The following is a 23543-nucleotide window of genomic DNA, read 5'->3' as shown; positions in this document are numbered from 1 at the left end:
GATTTAAAGAGAGCTATAGGTGGTGGAATTATAGCAATCATGATTAAGCTGAATGGGTTCTGGAGGATCGGAATGAATAAAAAGTAGTTCCTGGACGTTAATCTTACGTTATAAAGATAGGATATTTTTATGTATCTGAGTTGAGGAAAAGACTGTATTATTTGTCTTTTTGAAATTAGGTGGCACAGCGACATTACGCCCTATGATTTAAAAAATCATAGGGTTTTTTTATTTATCCGATGACTACCCGCTCTAATACTCCTGGCGCACTCTGTGAAAGCGACTATCACCAAATCACAGATTTGGGATATCTGCTTTTCTCCAAGCGGGAGTAAAGAGCGGCTACGTCCCTGGATAACGATTTCTAAGCATCAGGTGGAGGTTAAATGCCTAAATGGCATTTAACGGGCAGAATTGCCCAGTGGTCGCAGACAAACTCCATCTGATGCCAAGAACTCTGTTTATAATAATTAAATAAATGAGGTGAATTTTTATGGAAGAAAATAAGAAGATAATATTTAGCGGAATTCAACCATCAGGAAATTTAACATTAGGTAATTATTTAGGAGCTTTAAAAAATTGGGTTAAGTTACAGGATGAGTATGAATGCTATTATTGCGTAGTGGATTTACATGCTATAACAGTAAGACAGGAGCCAAAGGATTTAAGAAGAAGAACGTTGGAGGTACTTGCAATATACCTAGCAGCAGGGCTTGATCCGGAAAGAAATACAATATTTATTCAATCACATGTTCCTGCTCACGCTGAAGGAGCTTGGTTATTGAATTGCTTCACTTATACTGGGGAATTAAGTAGAATGACGCAATTTAAGGATAAATCTCAAAGATACGGAGAATCCATAAGTGCGGGGTTACTAGACTATCCTGTTCTAATGGCTGCAGATATACTGCTTTATAATGCTAACTTGGTTCCAGTAGGAAAAGATCAAAAGCAGCATCTTGAACTTACAAGAGACATTGCTGAGAGATTTAATAGTCTATACAGCCCTACGTTTAATATACCTGAACCTTATATTCCAGAGTTAGGCGCAAAAGTTATGGATTTACAAGAGCCTACAAAAAAGATGTCAAAGTCAGCAGACAATCCTAATAGCTATATATTAATAATGGATCATCCAGATGTAATAAGAAAGAAAATTAGCAGAGCTGTTACTGACAGCTTAGGGGTAGTAAAATATAATAATGAACAGCCAGGAGTTAAGAATTTAATAACAATATTAAATGCTATAACAGGAATGACCATAGAACAAATAGAGAAGAAATATGAAGGTCAAGGATATGCTCAATTTAAATTAGATGTTGCAGATGCTATAGTTAATGAGTTGGAGCCTATACAAAAAAGAATAAATGAAATTTTAAATGATAAAGAATATCTTGAGAGTGTATATAGAAAGGGCGCAGAAAAAGCAAATTATGTTGCAAATAAAATGCTAAGAAAAATGCAGAAAAAAATAGGATTTATACCAAGGTAGGATAAACTTTTATCCTACCTTTTGGTCTTTTAATATAAATTTGTTTATTACGTGAGCCACGCCATGTTCTTCATTGGTTTTTGTAATATAATTGGCAATTTCTTTTAGCTCAGGGAATGCATTGCCCATAGCTACGCCTAGTCCAGCATACTTTATCATGTGTATGTCATTACCGGCATCACCCATACAAATAACCTCTTCTTGGTTTATCCCTAAGCTTTTAGCTAAGACTTCCACACCAAAGCCCTTATTAACTTTCTTATTTATAAACTCTAGAAAGAAAGGAGCACTTCTAACGATTGTATATCTATCGTTGATGTCATTAGGAAGGTTTTCTATGACTTTATTCAAGATACTCTCATCATCTATAAACATAACTTTTACTATGGTAGTATCTTGGCTTATGTTATCAAAATCAACTATCTCAAGAGGAATACCATTCATAGTAGCTTCCAACTCGCTATATTTATTGAGTTTAGGAGTTATACAGGAAGAGGGGGTTAGAGCATGAATATTTACATCAAGTTCTTTACTCAAAGTATATAGATATTTAAGATCATTTAAATTCATAAAATTTTTAGCTATAATTTCACCAGTTTTAGTGTTTTGAACTACTGCACCATTGAAGGCCACGGCATAATCACCGTCGCTTAATAAATTTAATTGCTTTAAATATTTTTCAATACCTTTAGTAGGTCTACCAGTTGCTAAAACTACCTTTATGCCATTTTCTTTAGCCTTCTTAATGGCCTCGAGATTTTCTTTAGATATAGTCTTGTCCTCTTTTAAAAGGGTTCCATCCATATCTAGTGCGACTAACTTGTACATTTCAAACCTCCAATATTACACATTTTCAAAGATGCCTTATATAAACTATTATATCATTTGAAATGTCGAAATAAATTTTGTAAATTCTTAATATTAGGCTATCTAAGTTAAATAAATAGAAAACTAAACGTTTACGTTATGAAAATATTTTCTTATTGAAAAGAATTATATAAAATGATATAATCTTAAATCACTTAGGCATCTGAAAGAAAATAACAAGACAAAGATGCCTTAAGTTGACATTAATTAATAATAAAGTTAAAATCATTGTTGGAAGCAATAAAAGAAGAGGAGAGAGAGCTGTGGCGGACTTAGTAAAAGAAATTGAAAGAAGAAGAACATTTGCTATAATATCCCACCCCGACGCTGGTAAAACTACGTTGACAGAAAAGCTATTATTATACGGAGGAGCAATAAGGCTTGCAGGTTCCGTTAAAGCTAGAAAGGCATCAAAACATGCAGTGTCAGACTGGATGGAAATAGAGAAACAAAGAGGTATTTCAGTTACATCTTCAGTTATGCAATTTAACTATGATGGATTCTGTATAAATATATTAGATACACCAGGACACCAAGATTTCAGTGAAGATACATACAGAACGTTAATGGCAGCAGACAGTGCTGTTATGGTTATCGATGCTGCAAAAGGTGTGGAAGAGCAGACAAAAAAGCTTTTCCATGTATGTAGTTTAAGAGGAATACCTATATTTACGTTTGTAAATAAAATGGATAGAGAAAGTAAAGATCCATTTGAATTAATGGAAGATATAGAGAATGTTTTAGGGATAAAATCATATCCAATGAATTGGCCTATAGGTTCAGGGGCAGATTTTAAAGGTGTATACGATAGAGAAAAAAAATTAATTGAGGCTTTCAATGGTGGAAACCACGGACAAACTGCAGTACAATCTATAGAAGGTCAGATAGATGATTCAGTATTTAAGGATTTACTTGGAGAACCGCTACACGAAAAGTTAAAAGAAGATATAGAGCTGCTCGATATAGCTGGTGATGAATTTGATATTAAGAAAGTAAGAGACGGCTCACTTACTCCGGTATTCTTTGGTAGTGCTTTAACTAACTTTGGTGTAGAGCCATTTTTAAGAGAATTCTTAGGATTAACTACGGCACCTTTAGCAAGAGAATCAGATCAGGGCGAAGTAGATGTTTTTGATGAGGATTTCTCAGCTTTTATCTTTAAGATTCAAGCTAACATGAATCCAGCACATAGAGATAGAATTGCCTTTATGAGAATTTGCTCAGGCAGATTTAAAAAGGGAATGGAAGTGTTCCATATCCAGGGAGGAAATAAAATTAAACTTGCACAGCCGCAGCAATTTTTAGCTCAAGATAGAGAAATTGTGGAAGAGGCTTATGCAGGCGACATAATTGGAGTTTTTGACCCTGGTATTTTTAGTATTGGAGACACTCTATGCTCAAGCCCTAAAAAGTTCCAATTCGAGGGCATTCCTATTTTTGCTCCAGAGTATTTTGCAAGAGTTAAAACTATAGATACAATGAAAAGAAAGCAATTTATAAAGGGCGTAACTGAGATTTCACAAGAAGGTGCAATCCAGGTGTTCAAGGAGATAAATATAGGAATTGAAGAGATAATTGTTGGTGTTGTAGGGGTGCTACAATTTGAAGTATTAGAATATAGATTGAAACATGAATACAATGTAGATATAAAGATGGATAGACTTGCCTATAAGTATATCAGGTGGATAGAAAATTCAGAAGTTCCAGTTGATAAACTTACGTTAACAAGTGATACAAAAGTAGTCAAAGATTTAAAAGACAGGAATATATTAATATTCCAAAGTGAGTGGGCAATAGGATGGGCACTAGACCATAATAAGGGGCTTATGCTATCTGATATTGGCAAATCTGAATAACTATATAAAATAGAAGGGTTAAACTAAAATTAAAGTTTAACCCTTTTTATGTTATTGTAATAAATCTAAATTGTAATTGTTTATATAAGTTGAAGGAACGTTTTTGTAGTAGAAAGAACGAAGTATACTTTGTAGTAATACTTTACCTTTATCTAAGACAAAGTCGACTAACTTAACAGTTCCATAAGCAAATAACATTCCAGCCAATACATCTATAACCCAGTGTATTTCCAAGTACATTGTAGAGAATACTACACTTAAGCAAAAGAATCCCCATACATATTTAAATAGCTTGTTTTTTTCTCTCATAACTAATAAAAATGCTGCAAAGGCTATAGAAGTATGCATAGATGGGAAGCAATTTAGTGCTACCCCAGCTGCTTGTGCAGGAGTCATATTTCTTGCTAGTCCATCAGGATGACCAAGTACGTACCATACTTCTTGTAGATGGAAAGTAAGATAAAAAGGTGTTATTAGAAAAACTTGTACTATATGTCCGGATAATCCGTATCTAAGCATCTTTTTAAAGTCCTTAGATATAGCAGCTCTATAAATAGGCAACAATATAGGAAGAACAAATCCATTATTATAAACCATTCTTAAAATCCAAGTAAGAGTTTCTGATTTATAAGCTCGCACGAATGCGGCATCATTTAATGGTATTTTGCTGAAAATAGGATTCAAATCTACTACAATATTTTTGCTCATTTGCCAGCTTAACATTTTTCCCCAAAATTCATATCCATGAACATTTATATATGATAAAAACATTATAAAAGGCACAGCAAGTAATAAGTATGGAATCCATTTAACATCTTTGCGAATCTCAGAACAAGCTGTAAATGCTGCAAATGCTAATAAAAATTTAAAGGCTTTATAGTCAACTCCTGTATTAGCATATACGATTTTCATAGCGTTGTATAAAAAATAGAGACCTATAATAATAAAATAGTATTTATTCAAGAAGTCAACAGCTTTTAGAAGTATAGCTTTAGCTGTGCTTAATACTCTTTTTTTATGAAATTTGACATAAATTTATCCTCCCTTCATATACAGAATAAATTATATCATGAGTACTAGGACAAGTACATAAGTAAATATAGTTATGATGGCCCAAATAGTCAAAAAATAGTAAAGAGCTCAGATAAAATCAGAGCTCTTATTAAATATGTTACATTGTCTTCTTTCTTCCAAATAGGGCATCTATTATAAATACTAGTGCTGCTACAAGTAATAGAAGATTTATAAATCCACCGCCGATTCGGAATATCAAACCTATAATCCAAAAGAATAAAACTATGCCACCTAACCAACGTAAAAAAGTCATATATATTACCTCCTGTGAAATATTAAAGTACTTACCATATTAAAGTCTTACTAATAATGTTATTATTAGCAGTATTAATAAAAATTATTAGCAAAACAATTAATTATTATATAAAATACATTGCTTATATTGTATCGTTACATTTTGGGTTTTTATAAAAGAATAATATAATAATAAATAGAAAAGAGCTATGCCGTGCAGTGACATTGCTAAGTAATTTATGATGATAAGGCATCTTCAAATTTCAGATGCCTAAAGAAAAGGAGTGAGATGGAATAATGGAAAGCAAAAAAGTAGCGTTAAGTAGCGGAAAAGTTCAAGATATGGTACAGATAGCACTTATGGCAGCAATAACCTATATTGCTACAGCAGTAATTAATATACCTAGTGGAGTTATTGTTAAAGGTGTGGTTCATCTTGGTGACAGTATGGTGTTTTTAGCAGCATTACTGTTAGGAAGAAAAAAGGGATTTTTGGCGGCAGCAATCGGTATGTGTATGTTTGATTTACTTTCTCCATATGCTATATGGGCGCCTTTTACATTTATAATAAAAGGAACTATGGCATATATTGCTGGAGCTATTGCCTATAGAAACAATTATGAAGGAAATAATATATTTAATAATATACTAGCATTTGTACTAGGTGGTATATGGATGATAGTAGCATACTATGGAGCTGGTGTGATTTTAATGCATTTTACTACAAAAATAGCTTTTACTCAGGCTTTTGTGTTAGCAGCAGCAGAAATTCCGGGAAACATTTCACAGGTAGTTGCAGGCATTGTCTTAGCAATACCACTAGGAAAAGTACTAAAGAAAGCAAATGTAATAAGAAAATAGAAAAAGAGAGGTTTAAAAACCTCTCTTTAAATTATTATCTATTTCTCATGCTATTTTTTTCAGCTTTTCTTGCTCTTCTGCAATCTGGGCATCTTACTGGATCATTTTCAAATCCTTTTTCTTTGTAGAAAGCTTGCTCGCCTTCAGTAAATATAAATTCTTTTCCACAGTCTTTGCATACGATAGTCTTATCTGCCATTTTTAAAAACCTCCTTAAGATCATAGGACTAATTTTGTTCTTGATAACTTCCTCCTATGACTTAGGAGATATAAGCACCCTGAAAAAATTGACCTATATTAAGATTAACTACAAAAATTATTATATCACATTCTTTTAAAAAAACAATATTTTAATTTACTAGCAATAGGGTAAAAATATATAAATAATAATGATATAAGCATTAAATTGTAGTAATAAATGGATTATAATTAATTTAACAAATATATTTATTGAAAATTTGAATATAAATATTTATATAAGGAATTTGAGGTTGTTGATATGGATAAGAGAAGATTTGCAAATTTGCTAAAAAAAACAGAAGGCCCCAAACTAGATTTTAAGCAGCATATAGAAATTGATACAGACAGTGGAAGGAAAGAACTAGCAAAAGATATATGTGCGATAGCTAACTCGAGAGGGGGAAGAGGATATTTAGTTATAGGAATAGAGGATAAGACTAAGAAAGTACTAGGGATAGGAGATTTAGAATTAAATGAGGAAAAGATACAGCAAATCATAAGCTCAAGAATAGAGCCGCCTGTGCCTATTTCACTAGAGTTCCTAGAGTTTGATAAAAAAAAGGTTGCGATTATAAATATTTATGATGGACCGCAAAAGCCTTACCAAATGCGTGATAATGGGGCATTTTATATAAGAAGGGGATCAACCAATGATACAATGAGAAAGCAAGAAATAATATCTGCACTGCAAGAAAGTCTAAGTCTAAATATAGAATTGTGCCCTATTCCTCATAGTGATACAAGTTGCATTGAAAAAAGTATAGTAGATAAATACTTTGCATCACAGGGAATTCAGGCTGATGATGAAAATAGAGTTGAACTTATGGAGAATGCTTCTATCATATATATGGATAAGGATTCTGGTAAGCATATGGTTACATTGGGCGGACTTTTAATCTTTTCAAAAATAAATAATGTATATATACCCCATAATATGATAAGAATAACTAATAGAATTAACAAAGATTTAGATGATACAATCATAATACAAGGTGATTTATTATCAATGTTAGATAAAAGTGAAGATATACTTAATAATATGCTTCCTAAACAGTACCCTACGGAAGCCTTAAATGAAGGTATTAGAAATGCTGTATTATACAGAGACTATACAGTATTCTATAAAGAAATAGAAATCATAATTGATCACAATAGCATTGCTTTAATTAGTCCTGGCACTTTAGTAAAAGATAGAAACGGAAGTTTCATCAATTACATAAAAAGAAATATGTGGATATACGAAAAGATAATTGCATTAGATAGTAAAGGTAGGTTTATCAAATCAGGAAGAGGATTTAACAGAATGCAAAAAGCTTTCAAATACAAAGGAAAAGTAAACTTTATTGATTCTTTTAAGGATAGCGAATTTAAAGTTATATATCCTGGAGTAAAAAATTTTAAGTAGTTTTAGTTTATAATAGTAACTTAATATCGAAACGTGACTAGTTTTATAGCGACAGCTTATTATGTAGTAATATGTAGGAATATTTTTTCAAGATTATTTTTTAAATCATTGAAAAAATATTCTGAATATTATATAATTTACTTATAAGTATGGCACCTAAATATTAAAGTAAGGGGTGGTAAACATGATTTACGTATTTTGTAACAAAAGAGGTTCAGGAAAAACAAAGGCATTAATTAGCTTGGCAAACGAGAAATTAGAAGTAGGCAAGGGAAATATTGTCTATGTCAATGATGACAAAAGACCAATGTTTCAGCTTAATAGAGGAATAAGATTTATTTCAACAGAAGGATTTAATTTAAAAAAGCAAGAGAGTTTTTACGGATTTTTGTGCGGCATAATTTCCGAAGATTATGATATTGAGACAATTTTTATTGATGGATTGTTTAATATTATAGAAGAGAATCTTCAGAATGCGGCACAATTGTTTTGTTTAATGGAAAAGTTATCAGTGGAGAGTGGTGTTGATTTCTATATAAACGTGAACGGCGATAATGAAATGCCTGAATTCATTAAAAAATACGTAGCATAATTTAAGAGGAAAATAAATATTAATTTATATAAAAGGCTGGACTAATTGGTCCAGCCTTAAGTGTATTTAATATTTTAATATGAACTCTACTATAGATATAATCAATTCAAATAAAATTAAAATAATGACCATTATTTCAAGCTTTGTACCTCTCTTTTCATGTGATAAAGAAGCAAATACATCTGTGATGTCTTGAAGTATTTCAGTTTTATGATTTATTTTCTTATATCTCTCATCTAAATCAAAAAGTGAACTGATTTGAATAAAGAAATTTTCTATATCCTCATTATCCCAGGCTGCTTTAGGTTTATCTAAAAGCATAAGATATGATATGGTATTATATTTAAATCTCAATACTTTAGCAGAGGTTTTAGCTATCTCCTGGTCAGACATATTAAACTTACCGGTATCAAGATAATTTATTATATTTTCTATACCATCTAAAAGTTTATCTGTTTCAGTCTCAATTTTTTTTAGGGAAGTAGATTTCGCTAATACCAATGATATTATATCAAGATAATAGGGTATAAACTCATTAGATGTCATTAAATCATTATATAAGGAATAATCGTATTGTGCATCTACTTCAAGCTTATATTCATCAATATATTCTGATGGATTATTGTTTTTAAGATTAGGTTCTATATTTTTTATGTATTTAATTATATCCTGGATTTCATGGAATTCCATATTTATAAAAACCAAGGTTCCAAAATAATATATGTATACCCATTTGTTTTCTGTTTCTCTAACTATGCCACTTAATTTTCTATCAGACAATACTAAAGGGTCTTCCCACTTAAATTTACGAGTAATACCAAAGTGAGAAGCAATGGCATTTAAATTAATTTCATTACATAAAACCAACGATTTAAAAGACCAACTTTGCATAAATTACATCCTTTCAGTTAAACATTAGGCATCTGAGAGAAAATAATAAGCCGAAATAGTTTAGTATACTGACTAGTTATTTTTGAGGATGCCTTATATGTATATAATAAATATTAACATAAAAAGCTAATTATATGTATTTAAATATTGATAAAAAAATACTTTAATTATATACTATAAGTTATAGCTGAGAATGACAAAGTGAAATGATTAGAAAGGAAGTGCTTTAAATGGCTAGCGTTTATGATACACTGCTAGAACGTGGATATATAAAGCAGGTTACTCATGAAGAAGAAATAAAAGAATTGTTAGGAAAAGAAAAGATAACATTTTACATAGGATTTGATCCAACTGCAGATAGTCTTCATGTAGGACATTTCCTACAAATGATGGTTATGGCACATATGCAAAGAGAAGGTCACAGGCCTATTGCATTACTAGGCGGAGGCACTGCAATGATTGGTGACCCGAGTGGTAAAACTGATATGAGAAAAATGCTTACAAAAGAGCAAATACAGCATAATGCAGATAGCTTCAAAAATCAATTTGCTAAACTTATAGATTTTAATGATGGAAAAGCACTAATGGCAAATAATGCAGATTGGCTATTAAATCTTAACTACGTAGAGTTTTTAAGAGAAATTGGGGTGCATTTTTCTGTAAATAGAATGCTTACTGCTGAATGCTATAAGCAAAGACTTGAAAAGGGATTAACTTTCCTTGAATTCAATTATATGCTGATGCAGGGATACGATTTTCTTGAGTTAAATAGAAGATATGGTTGTGTACTTCAAATGGGTGGAGATGACCAATGGTCAAATATACTATCAGGAGTAGACTTAATAAGAAGAAAAGAAAGTAAACCTGCTTTTGGTATGACATTTACACTATTAACAAATAGTGAAGGTAAAAAGATGGGCAAAACAGAGAACGGTGCTGTATGGCTCGATAAGGATAAAACTTCACCATATGAATTTTATCAATATTGGAGAAACGTTGGTGATGCTGATGTAGAAAAATGTTTAGCACTGTTAACTTTCTTACCTATGGATGAAGTAAAAAGACTTGGAGCGCTTCAAGGTTCTGAAATAAATGAGGCCAAAAAAGTTCTTGCTTATGAAGTTACTAAGATTATACATGGTGAAGAAGAAGCAGAAAAAGCTAAAGCAGCAGCGGAAGCTCTATTTGCAGGCGGTCAGGATATGAGTGCCGTACCTACTGCAGTTGTAAAAAAAGAAACATTAGGATGCAGCATAACAGAATTGCTTGTAAATACAGAGATACTTCCATCAAAAGGTGAGGCAAAAAGATTAATTCAACAAGGTGGCCTTACAATAAATGATGAGAAAGTAACAGATATGAATATGATAATAACAGAAGAAAACTTCAACGATGGCAGTATGCTTATAAGAAGAGGAAAGAAAAACTACAATAGAGTAGTAATAGAATAAATTATAGGGTTACTTGGTCGAAATTCAACTTTCGACCAAGTAACCCTATATATTATGTTTCCACATTATAATGGCATCTTCTCGATTGTCGCCATAATATTCTTTTCTTATGCCTTCCTCAACAAAGCCATATTTTTTATATAGGCTTTGTGCAACTAAGTTAGACTTTCTAACTTCTAATGTTATACTATTTACTGATTCTATTTTGCAAATTTCAATAAGAGCTTCTAGTAAGAGTTTTCCTGTACCTATGCCTCTATATTCTGGATGTACAGCTATATTAGTTATATGGCCTTCGTCGAGTATAAGCCACATGCCTGCATAACCAATTACTACCTCTCCTTTTTTGCAATTATGTATCTCGCAAATTTATTATTTTCTATCTCTTTTTGGAATGATTCTCTACTCCATGGTGTTGGGAAACATAGAGTATCAATTATTAAAACACTGTCAATATGTTCTAATTTTAAGGAGAGTATATCAATATCATTCATTTTCTATACCTCTTGATTTTTCTTCATACTCCCTTTCAGCCTGGGATTTCCTTAGGTAAAGGGGAGCAAAGGTATACAAATCATCATAAACCCCATCTTTTAGAAGATTTAACCCTAGTTCACCTAATGAAGATGCCCGTGTTAAATTGAGATGTACAGGTGCAAAACTTGTATTTTTTATATTAGATGTTAGCTTATCTCTAAACTTAGGGATTGCATCTCCAATAAAGCATACATGCTCGTTATATTCGTTAAGTATAGTAATTAACTCATCAATTGAAATTATCATATACTCGCTTATAATATTTAATCTATCTTTCTCAAACTTATACAGGGCCGTATACACATTATCTCTAAGAGCATCTAGAATAGGACATACTATGCCATTAGTATAAGCTAGATTATAGGCTAGAGCGTCTAGTGAAGAGACTCCAACAAAAGGCTTTCTAGTTCCTTGGCTTAATCCTTTTACAGCTGAAGCTCCAATTCTAAGTCCAGTAAAGGAACCAGGACCTTTTGAAACTACAAATCCGTCTAATGAATCGACGTTTAATTTTAAATTATTTAGCAGAGTATCCACCATCGTCATAAGCACAACAGAATGTTGTTTTTTATAGTTAAAGGTTATTTCTCCAAGTAATTTATCATCGTCGAGGACGGCGCAAGTTGCAGATTCGGTAGATGTATCTAAACTTAAAACTTTCATAATTTATTTTAACTCCTTTATATAGTTATATCTATCGCCATAATATTTTATGGATATTTTTCTAAAGTCCATACCTAGTTCAGGAACTTTTTTTATATCTACCCATACATGTTCCTTAGGTATTAATTCTTCAATAAAGTTTGACCACTCTATAATACTTACAGCATCGCTAAAAATATATTCATCAAAACCTATGGCTTCTATTTCATCGGGATCACATACTCTATAAACATCGAAATGATGCAGTTTTAGGCGTCCTTCATATTCATTTACTATTGTAAATGTAGGACTTGTTATAGGCTCACTTATTTTAAGGCCTTCAGCAATACCTTTAGTAAAGTGGGTTTTACCAGCGCCAAGGTCTCCAGTAATGCAAATTATATCACCAGAATGTACAAGTTCCCCTAATTTTCTTCCTAAATTCATTGTGCTGTCAGCAGTATCTACAATAAACTCCATTATAATTCACCTCATAGTTATTTTATCCAAAATAGCACAAAAAGAAAAGAAAGATTAGACAGTATCTAATATTTTATCGGAATTTATAATAGATTTTAAGTGGATTAAGGCTTTTTTGCAAATAAGGTCTTTACAGGCCATATCATGCATTATAGAAAAAGCCTCTTCTACAGACAAACCAAGTCTATAAGGCCTATTCTCTATTAAAGCTTGATATATATCGCAAACACATATGATTCGTGATTCTTCGGAAATTTCTTCAAAGTTAAGGAGCTTAGGATAGCCCCCGCCGTTCAATTTTTCATGGTGGTTTCCAGCCCACTCGCTTATGATTCCTATATCCATTCTATCCAAAATTAACTTTGTGTAGTATGCATGAGATTTTATAATTGAAAATTCATCATTTGTTAACGAGGTATTTTTATCAAGAATACTTAAAGGTATTGCTAGTTTACCAATGTCATGTAAAAGACCTGCAATTTTCATTTTTAAACATTTGTCTTTAGGATAACCAAGAAATTTTGAAACATTATAGGCTAATTTTGATATTCCAAGTGAGTGCGTGGCGGTAAACTTACTCTTAGTATCTATTATTCTTGAAAAGATATAAGCTATACTCTCTAATTCTTTTAAGCCAATAATAATATCTAACTTTGGTGAAAGTTTATCTAAAATAAAATCAATATGAGCTATGTTTTCTATGTTAAGCCAAAAAGTGTCCGTAGAAGATACCTGTAAAAATGCATCTATAAGCTTGGAAGAGAACAATGTGTTTTCTCCATTCTTGATCCATGAAATTATTTTAGACTTTTGTCTAAAAATAGGAATAGATTTATCATATAATATCTCAACTAAATCTGAAATTCTGATTATTTGGCTTTCAATTAGAATATTATCACCGCTAATTTTCATTGGACCAGTTCCATTGTAGTTTTCATGATGATAAAGAATTATGTTAGATAAATCATTAAATATAGGAAATGGTTTAATTATTTTCGAGCCGGTTATACAATGGCCAGCTATAAATGTGTTAGATATATGGCATTCGGAAAAATAGCTTGTAGCTCCGATATCATGAAATAAAGCAGATATGTATAATTGTTGCTTGGTATCTTCGTCTAGATTTAAATAGTTTGCTATTTCCAGTGCTATATAGGTTGTTCTTTGTGCATGATTAATAAATTGATGACTAGTATAATTAATATTTGAAATATCTTCAATAATTTCTGAAGAAGATTCTAAATTCATTTGTGATAAATCTAAGGCTAAAGACAAGGATCTTATAGTTTTATTCAAATTAATTTTCATACATTTTTCTCCTTGAAAATGCTTATTATAAATCTAATGCTTATTTTAACATAATTATAGGATATATAAAATATTGTGGGAAGTTATATGAATTTATTTACCGAAGGATTAATATTATTGTAAAATATTTCATAAGAGTTTGCATTGTTAAATTACATTATGTAAAATATATATAATAATATGTTTATATAACAAATTAAGATATGTTTATAAGTTTCAGGGGTGAATAATTTGAAAAAAAAATTTAGTACGTTCCTAATTTTTTGTATAGTATTTCTTGTAAGTTGTAGTAATAAGATTGAAGATACCCAAACTAACCCGATGGATAACACAAAGATGGAAGTCGTTAAGGATGTAAATTTAAATATAATGACAACCAATAAGCTTTTATACAGCATGATAAAAAGTATAGTGAATGATAAACATTCAGTTGAATACATGTTCAGTAACAGACAAAGTGAACTTAACTTTCAGTTTTCAAGTGATAGCTTAAATAATGTAGCAAAAGAAGATTTGTTTATCTATATGGGGGCAGGGTTTGACCCTTGGATGAATAACTTTATAGATAATCTAAATAAGAACAACGTAGGAGTTATAAATGTATCAAGAGGGGTAAAATTAGTTTCATATAATAAGGTTGTAAAATACAAGGATATTGTTCTAAAAGATAACCCATATTATTTGCTAAATATAGACAACTATAAGATAGCATTGATGAATATAAAAAATGCGGTACAGGACAAAGATCCTAAAAATTGAGATATATATGAAAAAAACTTTTCAGAGACTTTAAGAAATATAGATAACTACCAAAAAGATTTAAAGGCTGTTAAAGATAAGTTATCAGATTATACTTTTGTTACCATGGAGGATGAACTGAGTTATTTTATAAAATATAATGACATTAAGATAATTGACCTAAGTAAAGAGCAAGCAACTATAGATAATAATACAAAATTAAATATGGAAACAAAATTGAAGGATAATAAAAATCTGATACTTCTATATAATGATAGTTCTTTGCTTAAGAATTATGAAGATCTAATTAAAAAGTATAATATTAAAACAATAGGAATAAAAGTATATAATGGTGAAGATAGCTATGAAGACGTACTTAAATATAATCTTGAGAATTTAGAAGGATTTTATGAGAAGGAAGTAAATAAAAAATAATAAAAATATCCTAAAATAGATGCTTAGAATACTATATTGAGTTTCATAATTTTTCTAGGCACTAAAATATTTATTTAAATTATGAAAAAGCACTTGCATATTATAAAAATATGAGGTATAATAAAACTCGTCTTAGGGGTATAGCTCAATTGGTAGAGTAGCGGTCTCCAAAACCGTTGGTTGCGGGTTCGAGTCCTCCTGCCCCTGCCAAAAACACAAGGTGTTTCAATAGTTTGAAATATCTTGTGTTTTTTATTTTTTGTATTTTAGAAGTACTATAGCATCAAAAATCCTTTTTGGATAAAAAATAAGCTCTATTGGGCAAAAATTTGAAAGGCTGTTGACAATATATGTTTATCAACAGCCTGAGCACCAATTATTAAATTGGTGCTGATTTATTTTATTTGTTAAATAATACTTGAACTATAGCATCACTTACTACTCCCTGCAGCCCAAATATATTTATATTACTTACTCTCGCAGATTTTGAATTTGTATATTGAGATGTTACCTCTTTTAAATTAACATCATCTACAAGAACTATAGCTGAAGATTTCTTTGCTGCAAAAGCCGAACCTGATATTGAATCCGCAAATCCTCGACCTGAAGCTATGCATATACTGCTGAAATCTATGTCATTTTCAAAATTTTTAATGATATTAATATTTCTTTCATAGTCATTATTACCAGTTATTCTTTGTGGATTAGGAAGTTGATTTGCTATATCACTGCTTATTAGGTCAGTGTCACCTAGAATATATGTTTTAGTAAAGTTATTCTCCTTTAAGTAGTTATCTACAGAACTTGGCAATGTATATTTATCTGTTAATATTATTGGAATCCCTTTTTTGCTGCTATTGGTGATACTGATAAAGCATCTGTCCACTCATATCCGTTTGCAATAATAATTTCTCCACTTGTATTACCTAGTTTTTTAGCTATCTTAACTGAAGTTTCAAATCTGTCTTTTCCTCCAAATCTTTCTGTAGTCATACCCATTTTTATAAGTTGATTCTCAACCTCCTGTGATATAACTCCAATACCACCAGTTATAAGTACATGATTTACTCGAAGTCTTGCAAGTTCTGATAATACACCTCCAGGTATAGAGTCTCTACTTGTTAGCAAAATAGGGGCATTATACTTTTTAGCTAAGGTAGCAGCACTCAGTCCATCAGGAAAATCTCCACCAGATGCAAGCACTGCATACTCTGACGTTCCATTCCATCCTGCCTTAGAAATAGCAACTGAAGTTTCATATCTGTCCTTTCCTCCAAGTCTTCTATAAATTGAAGTGCCCGGATCAGTTCCGCCTGTATCTGTACCATTTGATGTACCAGTAACTGTAACATTGCAAATCGCACTTACAGTTCTATCAAAAGTAGCTGCTGTAATTACCGCAGTTCCTGATTTTATGGCAGTTATTTTTCCATCACTCACCGTAGCTACACTATTATCTGAAGAAGTCCAGACTAAGGAGAAATTTGTTGCATTTGTTGGAAACAGGGTACTTGTTAGCGTATCTGTTGCTCCAATCATTAGAGTGTCTGAATTTTTATTCAAAGTTATTGTTTGCACTGGTATTATGGAATCCTGTGGATATACAATTACAGTACAACTTGCGCTGCTGGTTCCATCTGGAGTCGTGGCTGTTATTGTTGCCGCTCCTGGCTTTATTCCTCTCAATACACCATAGGATACAGTGACAATGCTAGGATCAGAGGATGTCCAATTCGCTATACCTATTGGATTTAAAGTGGAAATTAATACATCTGATGCTCCAACTAATAAATTATCTGAAGTTTTATTTAAAGTTATGGATGTGATTGGTAATTGTCCTTGTGCGTACACCGTTACAATGCAAGCGGCAGACCCTCCACCTGGCTCTGTTGCTGTAATTGTTGTAATTCCTGGAGCTATACCCATTATTACACCATTTGCTACACTAGCTATGTCCTTATTGATTGATTCCCATTTTACATTTGCATTTGGTATAATTGTTGAATTTAAGCTGGCAGCTAAGGTGTCCGTTTTCCCAACTTCTACATTATCCATTCTTTTGCTTATTGCAAAGCCTTGTGTTGGGGTTGTTCCGCCACCCATATAGCTTACAGTTACAAAACAGCTTGCAGAACTGGTTCCATAAGAGGTTTTCGCTGTAACTGTAACTGTTGCACTTCCTGGACCTACTCCTGTCAATACACCACTTGATGATACACTTACTATACTAGGATTGGAGGATGACCACGTTACAGAAGAGTTTGACAGGTCTGATGAATTTAAAGTAGCCTTTATAGTATCCGTTCCTCCAACATATATTAAGTCACTAGTTTTATCTAAGGATATATTTGTATTAGATCTAGAAGTAACGGTAACAGTGCAAGTTGCAATATTGGTTGCACCAGCAGTGGCTGCTGTAATTGTTGCACTTCCTTGAGCAATTGCGGTTATAGTTCCGCTGGCGTTAACCTGAACTACTGCATTATTTGATGATGTGTAGGTTACAGGCTGATTTATCGTAGTTGTTTGACTAGTTCCCATTTTTCTCACAGTTGCTGTCATATAATCCGTTGCTCCAACTGTTAATGTAGCAGTTGTTCTATAGAACTCTATTGTAATTTTAGGATCATTAACAGTAACAAAACAAGATGCGCTCAAATTTCCATCAATAGTAGTTGCAATGATACTTGCTACTCCTTTAGATACTCCTTTTATTGTACCATTATTTACTGTCACTACATTAGGATTTGAAGTTGTCCAAACTACTTGCTTATAGGTTGCATTGCCTGGATTTACAGTAGCTGTTAAAGTATCTGTACTATCAACTGTTATAGTATCTGTAGTCTTATTTAAAGTTATTGATGTAACACGAGTCACAGGATCTGCAAATACTTGAAAGTTTGCAAATAGTAATAAAAAAATCATAATAAAAGAGATTCTAAAAATTAATCGGCTTTTTCTCATAAGCTCTCCCCCTACATGGAAATTCATTCTATTATCTTATATATTAACACAAAGTGCTGCTTATTTAAACCAATTTGGCAGCTAGATATTCTGTATGCTTTATCCCTTTTGCCTACCATTTTATTCCTTAAAACATTAAATTAGCGGATGCAGGGAAAGAATTTTCTTGTTATAAAGCATTATAGATTTGGTCACAAAATGGTTGCAAAAGATATTGCACTTAATTATATAAAAATATATATAGTAAGAAATTAATTTTGATAATATAATTTATGCAAGGGCAATTTATGAATTAGCACCTGTAAGTAAATAATTTATAGCATTACATTATATTTATAATAAAGTTATCTAGGCAAGATAAGTTAGTTACAAGGAGAGAGAAGATTATGTCTGTGTATGAAGCGTGTGTAGGAAGTTATGAAAAAGCATTGGTAGCAGAAAGTTTAGGTGCCAATAGAATAGAGCTTTGTGGTAATTTATTAGAGGGTGGAACAACGCCAAGTTATGGAACTATAAAAAAGACACTTGAAAAACTTAATATTCCTGTTATGGTTATGATAAGACCAAGGGGAGGGGATTATGCATATTCTACAGATGAGATAGAAATAATGAGAGATGACATTAGTTTATGCAAAAAGCTTGGAGCCTTTGGAATTGTGATAGGAGCAGTTAAGGATGGAAAAGTGGATAATGTAGTAATTAAGGAATTAGTTAGTGCAGCTAAGCCGATGAGCATAACTTTCCACATGGCCTTTGATGAAATTGAATATAAATATTCTGCTATTGACGAGTTAAGAGGATTAGGGGTAGATAGAATATTAACTAAAGGAGGTAAAGAAAGTGCTCTTCATGGAAAAGAAGAGTTAAAAAAGCTTATAGAATATTCAAAAGAAAAAATAATAATTATGCCAGGTAAAGGAATCACTAGAGAAAATAGAGATTATATTATGAAATACACTGGAGCTGTTGAAGTTCATGGAAGTAAAATAGTTTAAGTGAAAAGTTCAAATTTCATAAATTTAGTGTTTTAGCCATGCGAAGCATGGCTTTTTTATATTTAATAATATGTTAATAATGCTGGTTTGTCTAGAAATAATAATTTCTAGTTTATTGAAAATGTCATGGTATAGTAATAAAATAACAATAAGAAGTTAAATAATATTGTAAATTGCTATAAAGAAAAACATAAAGCTAAAAATCTTATATTCATAGTAATAGAGGGGGAAAAACTATTGAGAGAGAAGTCTGAAAGGATACCCTATAATAAATTATTAGAGGAATTAACTTATTATAAGCAGACATATGCAGAACTTAAATTAATTATGGACACTACATTTGATCAAATAACAGTTACAGATGAAAAAGGAATATTACAAAAGGTTAGTAAATCTTGTGAAAAAACATTTGGTATGCCTGAAAATGAAATAATTGGTAGAGATGTTTATAGTCTTTGTGAAAAAGGGATTTTCAAACCATCAATAACGGCAGAAGTATTAAAAAGTAAGAAAAAGATAACTATAGTTCAAGAAACTGCTTCTGGTAGAAGATTGTTGGTAACTGGTATACCAATGTTTAATGAAAAAGGCAAGTTAACAAGAATAGTAAATATCTCGAAAGATATCACTGAACATGAAAGGCTTCAAAAACAGTTAGAGGAAACAGAAGACGTTTTAGAGTGGTTTAGAGATGAAATGAAAAGATCTCAAATAAAAAATAAGGAATTTATAATAGGTAATTCTAATCCGATGAAAAAAATCATCGAATTAATTGAGCACATAAGTAATATGGATACTACGATAATGTTGTTAGGAGAAACTGGCGTTGGCAAAAGCTTTATAGCTAAAACAATTCATAAAATGAGTAGAAGAAGAGATCTTCCCTTTGTTCAAATTAATTGTGGGGCTATACCTGAAAATCTTATTGAATCGGAGCTATTTGGTTATGAAGAAGGGGCTTTCACAGGTGCGAATAAAAAAGGAAAAAAAGGATTATTAGAGGTTGCCGGTGGAGGAATAGTTTTCCTAGATGAAATAGGAGAGTTACCAATGCAGTTGCAGGTGAAGTTGCTACATGTATTGCAGGAAAAACAGACATATAAAATAGGTGGCACTGAACCAGTTGATATAAAAGCTCGAATTATATCGGCAACTAATAAAGATCTACTAAAGCTAGTTAAGGAAGGAAAATTTAGAGAAGATCTATACTATAGATTGAATATTGTTCCAATACATATCCCATCTCTAAGAGAACGTAAAGAAGACATTCCTGTATTTATAAATTATTTTTTGTCAAAGAATAATCAAAAATATAACCTAGCAAAACAAATATCTTTAAAAGGATATAAGGTACTATCTTCATATAATTGGCCCGGAAATATAAGGGAATTAGAGAATACAATTGAGAGATTAGTAGTTATATCTAGTAGGGATATGATTGAGGATAGTGATATTTTTGACACATTTACACATATACCTAAGTATATTGAAGAATTAAATGAGTTTATTCCGCTAAAAGTGGCTATAGAAGAATTTGAGAAGCAGATTCTTCTAAAGGCAATAGAAAAATATAAAACAACGAGAAAAGTAGCAGAAATACTTAAAATTGATCAATCAACAGTTGTCAAAAAAATGAAAAAAATTAAAGAAGAAAGCTTAAGTGATTACATTAATCATAGGTTTTGATGAAATTTATCATCAAAACCTATTTTTTATTTGCTTTTTAGATATTTTTTTAACTAACAAAAAATAAAAATGAGATATAGAGAAAGCCTAGAAAAATAAGGTTTTTATCCGAAAATTTAGATAATTTAATCAAATACAAAGGTAAAAATAATCACAATTGGCATAAGTATTGCTCCTTGTTACAGAGGTAACATATATATTCTATATAAAGGTTTGAAAGGGGAAAATACTAAGATGACAATTAATAACTATTTACAGGAAACAAAGAAAACGTTGACACCTCTTTTGGCAATGGAAGAAGCAGCAAGATGTTTATTATGTCACGATGCACCTTGTAGCAAGGCATGTCCTGCTGGAACTGACCCAGCAAAATTTATTCGCTCTATTCGCTTTAGAAACATTAAAGGAGCTGTTGAAACAATAAGAACGAATAATGCATTAGGGGCAGTGTGCGCAAGGGTATGTCCTTATGATAACTATTGTGAAGGTGCTTGCAGCAGATGTGGGATAGACAAGCCTATAAGAATTGGTGAGTTACAGAGATTCGCAACAGATTTTGAAAAAACAGTAGGAATGAAGATTTATGACAAAATAGAAGCAACAAAAGAAATGGTTGCAATTATTGGATCTGGTCCAAGTGGATTAGCAGCAGCTAATGAATTATCATTAAAAGGCTATAAAGTAACTGTATACGAAGAAAAAGCTAAACTAGGTGGATGGTTAACATATGGAATCCCAGCTAATAGATTACCGCAGGACGTAATTGAAAGCGAAATTGAATATATAAAAGAGTTAGGCGTAGAATTTAAAACTAACTGTAAAGTTGGTAGAGATGTTTCAATTGAAGGTTTAAGAAAAGAAGGGTTTAAAGCTTTCTTAGTAGCATGTGGAATGCAAAAGGGTAAAGATGTAGAAATTACGGGAGCAGACCTTGACGGATCAGTTAATGGAGTTGACTTTTTAGCAGAAGCAAAGACTAATATGGGAGATGTTAAAGTTGGAAAGAAGGTTGTTGTTATAGGCGGCGGAGATGTTGCTATGGATTGTGCAACAACTGCTAAATTGATAGGTTGTGAAGATGTAAAGATAGTATATAGAAGAACAATTGAAAAAATGCCAGCAAGTACAGAAGAAAAGAAACATATTAATGAATTAAATATTCCTATTTTTACAGGATTAAAACCTGTTGAAATAGTTGGAAAAGAAGGAAAGGTTGTGGCATTTAAGGCGGAAGGCATGTTTGATGCTTCAAAAATTGAATTAGAAGCAGATATGGTAATATTTGCAGTAGGTCAAGAAGCAGAAGATGTCAAGGCAATAGCTAGTGTTGAATTAATGGACATTAAAACAGAAACAGCCGACGTATTTGCATCAGGAGATATAGTTGAAAAAGATAAAACAGTTGTTCAAGCAGTAGCATCAGGTAAGTTAGCTGCAGGAGAAATAGAAAAATATTTAACAGCAGCAAGAGAGTCTATGGAGACAAGTAGACAATCAGCATCAACTAAGGAGGTGTAGAATATGAAAAGAAAAGATTTATCTATTGAATTTTGTGGAGTAAAGTGTGAGAATCCATTTTTTCTAGCATCATCACCGGTTGGAAATAACTACGAAATGTGTGCAAAGGCATTAGAAGCAGGTTGGGGAGGTATAGTATTTAAAACAGTTGGTATCTACATACCAAATGAGGTATCTCCACGTTTTGATGCTCCAAGAAAAGAAGCAACTCCTTTTACGGGATTCAAAAATATGGAACAAATAGCAGAACATCCACTTGAGTGGAATCTTGAGCAAATGAGAAAATTAAAAGAAAATTATCCAAATAAGGTGTTAATAGCGTCAATAATGGGTAGTAGTGATGAAGAGTGGACAAAGCTTGCTAAACTAGTTACTGAAGTTGGAGCAGATATTATTGAATGCAATTTTTCATGTCCACAGATGACTTCTCATGCAATGGGATCAGATGTTGGACAAAACCCTGAGTTAGTTAAACAATACTCAGCAGCAGTAAGAAGAGGAACTCACCTTCCTATACTTGCTAAAATGACTCCTAATATAGGGAACATGGAATTACCAGCAATAGCTGCGATAGAAGGTGGGGCCACTGGTATATCAGCTATAAATACAATTAAATGTATAACTGGAGTAGACTTAGATAAAAAAATTGGATTACCAATAGTTAATGGCAAATCATCAATATCAGGTTACTCAGGTAAAGCTGTTAAACCAATTGCACTTAGATTTATTGCCCAGCTTGCTAAAGAGCAAAAGCTTAAGAATGTTCCTATAAGTGGTATCGGTGGTATAGAAACTTGGGAAGATGCATTAGAATTTATTATGCTTGGGGCTTCTAATCTTCAAGTTACTACAGCTATCATGCAATATGGTTATAGAATAGTTGAAGATTTAATAAGTGGAATTTCCTATTACATGGAAGAAAAAGGCGTAGATAAACTTCAAGATTTAGCAGGAATAGCACTTGAAAATACAGTTCCAGCAGAAGAGTTAGACCGTGGCTATATAGTGTATCCAGATTTTAATCATGATAGATGCGTTGGATGTGGAAGATGTTATATTTCTTGCTATGATGGAGCACATCAGGCAATAGTATGGGATGAAGAAAAGAGAAGACCATCACTTAATAAAGAAAATTGCGTAGGATGTCATTTATGTTCACTAGTTTGTCCGATTGGAAACTGCATAACAAAGGGTGAAATAGAATTTAAGGCAGGAGAAGAAAAGAGAGAAATTTGCTTATAAAGCTATGGGAGAATTCTCCCATAGTTAAAATAATA

The 23543-nt window shown here is 31.8% G+C and carries 22 protein-coding genes, 1 tRNA gene and 1 pseudogene; 13 read left to right on the top strand and 11 right to left on the bottom strand.

The features are described 5' to 3' along the window. Positions 1-493: 493 nt before the first annotated feature. On the top strand, positions 494-1492 hold the full coding sequence (trpS, locus tag RCG18_RS05265; RefSeq protein ID WP_308040355.1) for a tryptophan--tRNA ligase: 999 nt from the start codon (positions 494-496) through the stop codon (positions 1490-1492). Between the two features lie 9 nt (positions 1493-1501). Here trpS and yidA read toward each other — a convergent pair whose 3' ends face one another. Then, a complete protein-coding gene (gene yidA, locus RCG18_RS05260; RefSeq protein ID WP_308040354.1) occupies positions 1502-2320 on the bottom strand; it encodes a sugar-phosphatase in 819 nt (272 codons plus the stop codon). Positions 2321-2622: 302 nt separating this feature from the next. Here yidA and RCG18_RS05255 point away from each other — a divergent pair, with 302 nt between their 5' ends. Beyond that, positions 2623-4215: a peptide chain release factor 3 gene (locus RCG18_RS05255; protein ID WP_308041964.1), complete on the top strand. Its 1593-nt coding sequence runs from the start codon at positions 2623-2625 to the stop codon at positions 4213-4215. A 51-nt stretch (positions 4216-4266) separates the two neighbouring features. Here the strand turns inward: RCG18_RS05255 and RCG18_RS05250 are convergent, their stop codons facing one another. Then, positions 4267-5127, bottom strand: a complete 861-nt coding sequence (locus RCG18_RS05250; protein ID WP_308040353.1) for a phosphatase PAP2 family protein — start codon at positions 5125-5127, stop codon at positions 4267-4269. 259 nt (positions 5128-5386) lie between these two features. After that, positions 5387-5542, bottom strand: a complete 156-nt coding sequence (locus RCG18_RS05245) for a DUF5670 family protein (protein WP_308040352.1) — start codon at positions 5540-5542, stop codon at positions 5387-5389. Positions 5543-5820: 278 nt separating this feature from the next. Between RCG18_RS05245 and RCG18_RS05240 the strand changes: the two genes are divergently transcribed. Beyond that, complete coding sequence (locus RCG18_RS05240) at positions 5821-6384, top strand: ECF transporter S component (protein WP_308040351.1); 564 nt, start codon at positions 5821-5823, stop codon at positions 6382-6384. Between the two features lie 34 nt (positions 6385-6418). Here RCG18_RS05240 and RCG18_RS05235 read toward each other — a convergent pair whose 3' ends face one another. Next, complete coding sequence (locus RCG18_RS05235) at positions 6419-6583, bottom strand: zinc-ribbon domain-containing protein (protein WP_178906136.1); 165 nt, start codon at positions 6581-6583, stop codon at positions 6419-6421. A gap of 300 nt (positions 6584-6883) precedes the next feature. Between RCG18_RS05235 and RCG18_RS05230 the strand changes: the two genes are divergently transcribed. Further along, entirely contained in the window at positions 6884-8029 is a 1146-nt protein-coding gene (locus RCG18_RS05230; RefSeq protein ID WP_308040350.1) for an RNA-binding domain-containing protein, read from the top strand. 184 nt (positions 8030-8213) lie between these two features. Continuing rightward, positions 8214-8621, top strand: coding sequence for a hypothetical protein (locus RCG18_RS05225; RefSeq protein ID WP_308040349.1), 408 nt, complete (start codon positions 8214-8216; stop codon positions 8619-8621). A gap of 66 nt (positions 8622-8687) precedes the next feature. Here the strand turns inward: RCG18_RS05225 and RCG18_RS05220 are convergent, their stop codons facing one another. After that, positions 8688-9512 carry an RMD1 family protein gene (locus RCG18_RS05220; RefSeq protein ID WP_308040348.1) on the bottom strand — a complete coding sequence of 275 codons (825 nt, stop codon included), beginning with the start codon at positions 9510-9512 and terminating at the stop codon, positions 8688-8690. 230 nt (positions 9513-9742) lie between these two features. Here RCG18_RS05220 and tyrS point away from each other — a divergent pair, with 230 nt between their 5' ends. Beyond that, on the top strand, positions 9743-10963 hold the full coding sequence (gene tyrS / locus RCG18_RS05215) for a tyrosine--tRNA ligase (RefSeq protein WP_308040347.1): 1221 nt from the start codon (positions 9743-9745) through the stop codon (positions 10961-10963). Between the two features lie 45 nt (positions 10964-11008). Here tyrS and rimI read toward each other — a convergent pair. From rimI to RCG18_RS05195, 4 genes and pseudogenes are all read right to left on the bottom strand, one after another. Beyond that, positions 11009-11457: pseudogene (rimI, locus tag RCG18_RS05210) on the bottom strand (ribosomal protein S18-alanine N-acetyltransferase). Beyond that, a complete protein-coding gene (gene tsaB / locus RCG18_RS05205) occupies positions 11450-12163 on the bottom strand; it encodes a tRNA (adenosine(37)-N6)-threonylcarbamoyltransferase complex dimerization subunit type 1 TsaB (RefSeq protein ID WP_308040346.1) in 714 nt (237 codons plus the stop codon). Before tsaB ends, rimI begins: the two are co-directional and overlap by 8 nt. Before the next feature lie 3 nt (positions 12164-12166). Then, positions 12167-12622: a tRNA (adenosine(37)-N6)-threonylcarbamoyltransferase complex ATPase subunit type 1 TsaE gene (gene tsaE / locus RCG18_RS05200; RefSeq protein WP_308040345.1), complete on the bottom strand. Its 456-nt coding sequence runs from the start codon at positions 12620-12622 to the stop codon at positions 12167-12169. 54 nt (positions 12623-12676) lie between these two features. Continuing rightward, a complete protein-coding gene (locus RCG18_RS05195; protein ID WP_308040344.1) occupies positions 12677-13930 on the bottom strand; it encodes an HD domain-containing phosphohydrolase in 1254 nt (417 codons plus the stop codon). Positions 13931-14161: 231 nt separating this feature from the next. Here RCG18_RS05195 and RCG18_RS05190 point away from each other — a divergent pair, with 231 nt between their 5' ends. The 3 genes from RCG18_RS05190 (at position 14162) to RCG18_RS05180 (ending at position 15313) form a co-directional block, all read left to right on the top strand. Next, on the top strand, positions 14162-14689 hold the full coding sequence (locus RCG18_RS05190; protein WP_308040343.1) for a metal ABC transporter solute-binding protein, Zn/Mn family: 528 nt from the start codon (positions 14162-14164) through the stop codon (positions 14687-14689). Between the two features lie 105 nt (positions 14690-14794). After that, on the top strand, positions 14795-15103 hold the full coding sequence (locus RCG18_RS05185) for a hypothetical protein (protein ID WP_308040342.1): 309 nt from the start codon (positions 14795-14797) through the stop codon (positions 15101-15103). A 134-nt stretch (positions 15104-15237) separates the two neighbouring features. After that, a tRNA-Trp gene (locus RCG18_RS05180) sits at positions 15238-15313 on the top strand. 190 nt (positions 15314-15503) lie between these two features. Here the strand turns inward: RCG18_RS05180 and RCG18_RS05175 are convergent. Together RCG18_RS05175 and RCG18_RS05170 are read right to left on the bottom strand one after the other, a co-directional pair. Further along, positions 15504-15989: a cell wall-binding repeat-containing protein gene (locus tag RCG18_RS05175; RefSeq protein ID WP_308040341.1), complete on the bottom strand. Its 486-nt coding sequence runs from the start codon at positions 15987-15989 to the stop codon at positions 15504-15506. Beyond that, the gene (locus RCG18_RS05170; RefSeq protein ID WP_308040340.1) at positions 15935-18067 is read right to left on the bottom strand and encodes an Ig-like domain-containing protein; all 2133 of its coding nucleotides are present in this window, start codon (positions 18065-18067) and stop codon (positions 15935-15937) included. Before RCG18_RS05170 ends, RCG18_RS05175 begins: the two co-directional genes overlap by 55 nt. Positions 18068-18453: 386 nt before the next feature. Between RCG18_RS05170 and RCG18_RS05165 the strand changes: the two genes are divergently transcribed. From RCG18_RS05165 to preA, 4 genes are all read left to right on the top strand, one after another. Continuing rightward, positions 18454-19062, top strand: a complete 609-nt coding sequence (locus tag RCG18_RS05165) for a copper homeostasis protein CutC (RefSeq protein ID WP_308040339.1) — start codon at positions 18454-18456, stop codon at positions 19060-19062. A 237-nt stretch (positions 19063-19299) separates the two neighbouring features. Beyond that, complete coding sequence (locus tag RCG18_RS05160; RefSeq protein ID WP_308040338.1) at positions 19300-20748, top strand: sigma 54-interacting transcriptional regulator; 1449 nt, start codon at positions 19300-19302, stop codon at positions 20746-20748. A gap of 234 nt (positions 20749-20982) precedes the next feature. Next, a complete protein-coding gene (locus RCG18_RS05155) occupies positions 20983-22266 on the top strand; it encodes an FAD-dependent oxidoreductase (protein ID WP_308040337.1) in 1284 nt (427 codons plus the stop codon). A gap of 3 nt (positions 22267-22269) precedes the next feature. Then, positions 22270-23508: an NAD-dependent dihydropyrimidine dehydrogenase subunit PreA gene (gene preA / locus RCG18_RS05150; protein ID WP_308040336.1), complete on the top strand. Its 1239-nt coding sequence runs from the start codon at positions 22270-22272 to the stop codon at positions 23506-23508. The last annotated feature ends 35 nt before the right edge of the window (positions 23509-23543 follow it).

This window comes from Clostridium sp. OS1-26, from assembly GCF_030915445.1.
In the GTDB taxonomy this organism is placed as follows: Bacteria; Bacillota; Clostridia; order Clostridiales; family Clostridiaceae; genus Clostridium_AM.
The sequence above is the reverse complement of the archived record's forward strand: the minus strand, read 5'-3'. Positions and strand labels throughout refer to the sequence as shown.